This window comes from Lysinibacillus sp. NPDC093692 (assembly GCF_050280125.1).
In the GTDB taxonomy this organism is placed as follows: domain Bacteria; phylum Bacillota; class Bacilli; order Bacillales_A; family Planococcaceae; genus Lysinibacillus.
Genome location: NZ_JBNNUW010000053.1, coordinates 1 through 4,418, shown reverse-complemented (window position 1 = coordinate 4,418; position 4,418 = coordinate 1). Strand labels below are relative to the sequence as shown.

Annotated in this window: 2 protein-coding genes and 1 pseudogene; 2 read left to right on the top strand and 1 reads right to left on the bottom strand. The window is 37.9% G+C overall.

All coding sequences use genetic code 11. The features are described from left to right. The first annotated feature begins 1,843 nt into the window (after positions 1 to 1,843). Positions 1,844 to 3,928, top strand: coding sequence for a serine hydrolase domain-containing protein (locus ACQKN4_RS25280; protein ID WP_427485208.1), 2,085 nt, complete (start codon positions 1,844 to 1,846; stop codon positions 3,926 to 3,928). On the opposite strand, the gene ACQKN4_RS25275 is transcribed toward ACQKN4_RS25280, so the two are convergent. Beyond that, positions 3,929 to 4,228 carry a hypothetical protein gene (locus ACQKN4_RS25275; protein ID WP_427485209.1) on the bottom strand — a complete coding sequence of 100 codons (300 nt, stop codon included), beginning with the start codon at positions 4,226 to 4,228 and terminating at the stop codon, positions 3,929 to 3,931. An 11-nt stretch (positions 4,229 to 4,239) separates the two neighbouring features. On the opposite strand from ACQKN4_RS25275, the pseudogene ACQKN4_RS25270 reads away from it, so the two are divergent. Continuing rightward, positions 4,240 to 4,341 (top strand): annotated as a pseudogene (locus ACQKN4_RS25270) (IS3 family transposase); the annotation flags it as partial. Positions 4,342 to 4,418: the final 77 nt, after the last annotated feature.

Sequence of the window (4,418 nt, the reverse complement as noted above, 5' to 3'; positions counted from 1 at the left end):
GAGAAAAAACTACACTACTAATAGCTGATGAAATATTCCCCACGTACGAAAATCGCTATGTTCCAATAGGTACATAGCGATTTTTTGTGCATTTTTCCATACAATCAAAGAATTATCCCCTGATGAAGGGGATGATAATAAGCTATATCGGATGACACGTATTACACTCCTGGTACATAGATTTTAGTAAGTGATATTTTAGATTGTTTAAAGTAAGATAGTAGTAAGGTATTTTACATAAAACTACTTAAATATTTTAAAGAAGATGTGATGATTAATGGGGAAAATCGCCATTTTGTTATATGGATAAGGTTGGTCAAGCAATAATAAATATACTTCTAATATCCTTACAATCCCTGGTATACAAAGGTGTAAGTGAGTTAGTTTTGTTTGACTTTTATATAGTATAAGTCAAAAGATTATTTGAAATAAAATTGAGGAGATTTATTATGGTTAAATTGCAACAGCTACCTGTAAATTAATAGACTTAGATTATAAAAGGATTGAAACTAAACTTGCGCGTGTTGCCAATCCAATAGCTTCATAATTGAAGAAGACTAGCCAAGCTAATTTAGCCTAGCTAGTCTTTTTTTCTATGTTTTAAGATTGGTAGTGAATTATAAAAATCTAATAAAAGCTATAAGAACTATGCCTTTTATGTTTAGATAATAGGAATACTTTCTAGCCTCGTAAGGTTGTTAACATCTACAAAAGCATTTTCAATCCTAATTCAAAACGGACCCATACCAGAGGAAAATGGTCTCCCAACTGGGAAAAACGGGCTCATACCTGGGGAAAATCGACGCCCTTCATTAAAACGCATTGGAAAGCGCAATGGATTTACCATTTTTTAACTCCATTCAATTAATATAGTATAGGCTATGTTCAATCAATGAAGTGGCTTAGACTAAGACACAAATTTGGGATCTTTGGAAAGGAAGATTTAAAGTACTGTTATGTAAAATAAAGTGTATTCAATTTCGGTGTGATATAAATTTATTATTCATTGTAGTGTGGTTCTATAGTTGAATAGCTCATTTTTACGATGTTGTAAGCAGAGCTGTGGATAGATTATTTATTGAGATCTTAAGGAGCTGCTTCAAATGAAACCATTTCAAACAGTCATTTAGAAAATAAAGATTTACATATCTCAAACAAAGTAAAATTAATATAAAAAATGTCTGCTTATGGGGTAAAGCAGACATTTTTACGTGGGAATTTTGGACATAACGATGTACTTCTATTATTTTGGTATCTATATATTCATCTGTTCAAGTGTTCATTCTTAGAATATACGTATTCCAATTCCTATTACGAAAATAGCTGCAATAAAGAAGAAGGGAATGAAAACGATTCTAATGCCTGACCACATAAAAATTCCTCTTGTTGGGTCAACACCTACTAGAATCCCTCTTTGAACTCTCCAGAAGACACAGTGGAAGTTCGAAATGTGACTAGATTAAATGCTTGGAAGACTAAAAGGCAACATGAGTTTTTTAAAAATTTGGAGAGATGAAATTCAACGAACTTGATTGGGCTGTAGCATTACATCATATAATTCCTTCTTCCTTCTCCAGCTGCATAAATAGTGAATGATTCCCTCAAAGGCCGTAAGAGACGATCTTTTTTACAATTAATAAATTTGTAAGAAATGAGTAAGAAAAAAGAGAAGATAGATTCGTACAATTAAAGTATAAGATAAAAGGAGGTATTAAATGAGTTATATATTAAAAAAAATCTGCTGACTTTTGCTTATGTATACTGCTAAACAAGGACTACAAGGGGCACCTTTGTTCGAAATAAGCAATGAAATCGATTACTTATCTAAGGAGGCAATTCTTTTATGAAAAATAAACTATCTGGGGTGTTAGCTGCTACATTAGCGTTAACGATGAGCCTACCAACAGGGGCGATGGCGTTTTCTAGCAGTCAGAATACGGTTGTAGTAGCTAACCAAGAAGTTGCTAGCCAAGAACTGAAGAAGATTGCGGCAGAGAAGGCTGCGCTACTCACGAAGTCGTATGAAACGACTAGCGTGCAGTATGCGCTAATTGATAATGACAAACTTATTTTGTCGGGTCAGACAGGTAAGAACGATATGAATGGGAAACAACCACTGACCAAAGATACCCTATACGGGATTGGTTCAGTCAGTAAAATGTATGCAGCGGCGGCTGTGATGAAATTAGTAGACGAAGGAAAAGTTGATTTGGATGGTCCTGTCGTCCACTATGTTCCTGATTTCAAGATGAAGGATGAACGGTATAAACGTATTACGCCGCGTATGCTGTTGAACCATTCCTCCGGCTTGCAAGGTACTGAGTATGGTAATTCATTTTTATTCAAAGATAATGATACCTATGCCCATGATAACTTGTTGCGACAATTGTCCAACCAGAGCTTGAAGGCGGACCCTGGCGCGTTCTCGGTATACTGCAACGACGGCTTTACGCTGGCTGAGATAATGGTGGAAAAAGTAAGCGGTATGAGCTTTACCGAATTTATACATCAACGGTTTACAGAACCCTTAAAGCTAAATCATACGAAAACTCCGCAGGACAAATGGGAAAACGATAAACGGGCTGGACTTTATTTTCCAACGTACCAAGGGCAGCTTCCTACTGAATTGGTGAATGTGATTGGTACGGGAGGGATCTCTTCCACAGCAGAAGATATGGTGCGATTCTCACAAATATTTATGAGACAGGGAAAAGTAATCCTCTCTGATAAGGCAGTCAAGGCGATGGAGCAAGAGGAATATAAAAAAGGAATGTGGCCAGGGGATGGAGATAATACCTTCAACTATGGTCTTGGCTGGGATAGTGTGAAACTATATCCATTTAGTGAATATGGGATAAAGGGCTTGGCTAAAGGCGGCGACACGGGACTGCAACATGCTTCACTGGTAGTCCTTCCTGAACAGAAGATGGCAGTGGCTGTGTTGTCATCAGGCGGTAGCAGCTCTACAAATCAACTGATGGCGACTGAATTACTGCTCGCAGCCCTTAAAGAGAAGGGCACAATTAAGGATATCAAGCCGAACAAATCCTTTGGCAAGCCGCTCAAAGCCAAAATGCCTCAAGAAGTAGAAAAGAAAGCGGGTTTTTACGGCAATAGTTTCAGCCATTTCAAAATAGAAATTACGAAGAATGGAGAACTGATCTTACCATCTAATCCAGAAGAAAAATATGTATATACTGCGAATGGAAGCTTTATTAATGAGACAGGTACCTCCAAGCTCAACTTCGTTACAGAGAAGAATAGACGAACATATTTGAAGGAGAGCACATTTATATCGTTGCCAGGTTTAGGGCAAGCAGCGGCTACTCAATATTTAGCCGAGAAACTAGAAGACAATGTGCTATCGAAGGAAACCGCTGCCGCATGGGCGAAGCGGGAAGGCGTTAAGTTCTATCTCATAAACGAGAAATATAGTTCTGCTCAATATCTCTTACCAATGATGCTTACAACACAAATTAATCGCAGTGAAGGTCTAGAGGGCTATTGGGACGGTAGAAAAATTACAGGCCCAAACACGGCTGCGCATCAGCTCCAGATCCCTGTGATGACAGGCCGAGATACGACGGAATCTCGTTTCTATACAGAAGGCGGTAATGAATATATGGAGATGTCCGGATTGTTATACGTAAGTGGATCCAACATAAAGCCACTTGATATAGGCCAATCGTCCAAAGTTACGCTACAAGCAAATGGGCATGCGAGATGGTTTACGATCCCACAAGCGGTAACCGGGAAAACGATGACTGTGGCGTTGCCATCGAAGAGTTCGTTCGCGGTGTATGATGAGAATGGTGTATGTGTCAATTTTACTGTTGTGAGTGGCAATAACAAAGTAAAACTACCGAAGAACGGAACGGTTGTATTTGCTGGAGCGCCGAATTCGGAATTTGCAATCACGTTGAACTAGCTACAATTCAAGAAGGATTCCAATAAAACCAGTACGACACCGAAAAGGTGTTTTGCTGGTTTTGTTTGTATTACGCATTATCTTTACAAAAAGGCTTACTGAAGCTATAAAATATTGAAATTTCCCAATTTTATTTTGGTCGGCTGGATTACCGAAGATTAAAAGTAAAAAATTATCATTTGTTATGATTAGTTTGGGATTGAATGTAATCGCAACTCCATTGGCTTTATTTATGGGTGGAATGGCATCAGCCTCCCCGACCAGCACTACAAATGATTTTTGGGCAGGATTTCTCTTCATCCAGGGAATACGGATACGTCATCAATCACAAAAAAGTACAGCGAATCATGAAGGAATTGGACTTAAAGTGTGTAAATTCGTTCGTAAATCTCGTTAGAAAAATCAAGACATACCCGCAAAGCAGTGTATCAATTTGATAAATCCATGAAAGAAAAATTTCCAAAGAAGAATACTTCTAACGAAGTAAAAG

Bases quoted from the DNA above. Each gene is read 5' to 3' on its own strand.
- ACQKN4_RS25280 (WP_427485208.1), top strand. From the start codon at position 1,844: ATGAAAAATAAACTATCTGGGGTGTTAGCTGCTACATTAGCGTTAACG.
- ACQKN4_RS25275 (WP_427485209.1), bottom strand. From the start codon at position 4,228: ATGAAGAGAAATCCTGCCCAAAAATCATTTGTAGTGCTGGTCGGGGAG.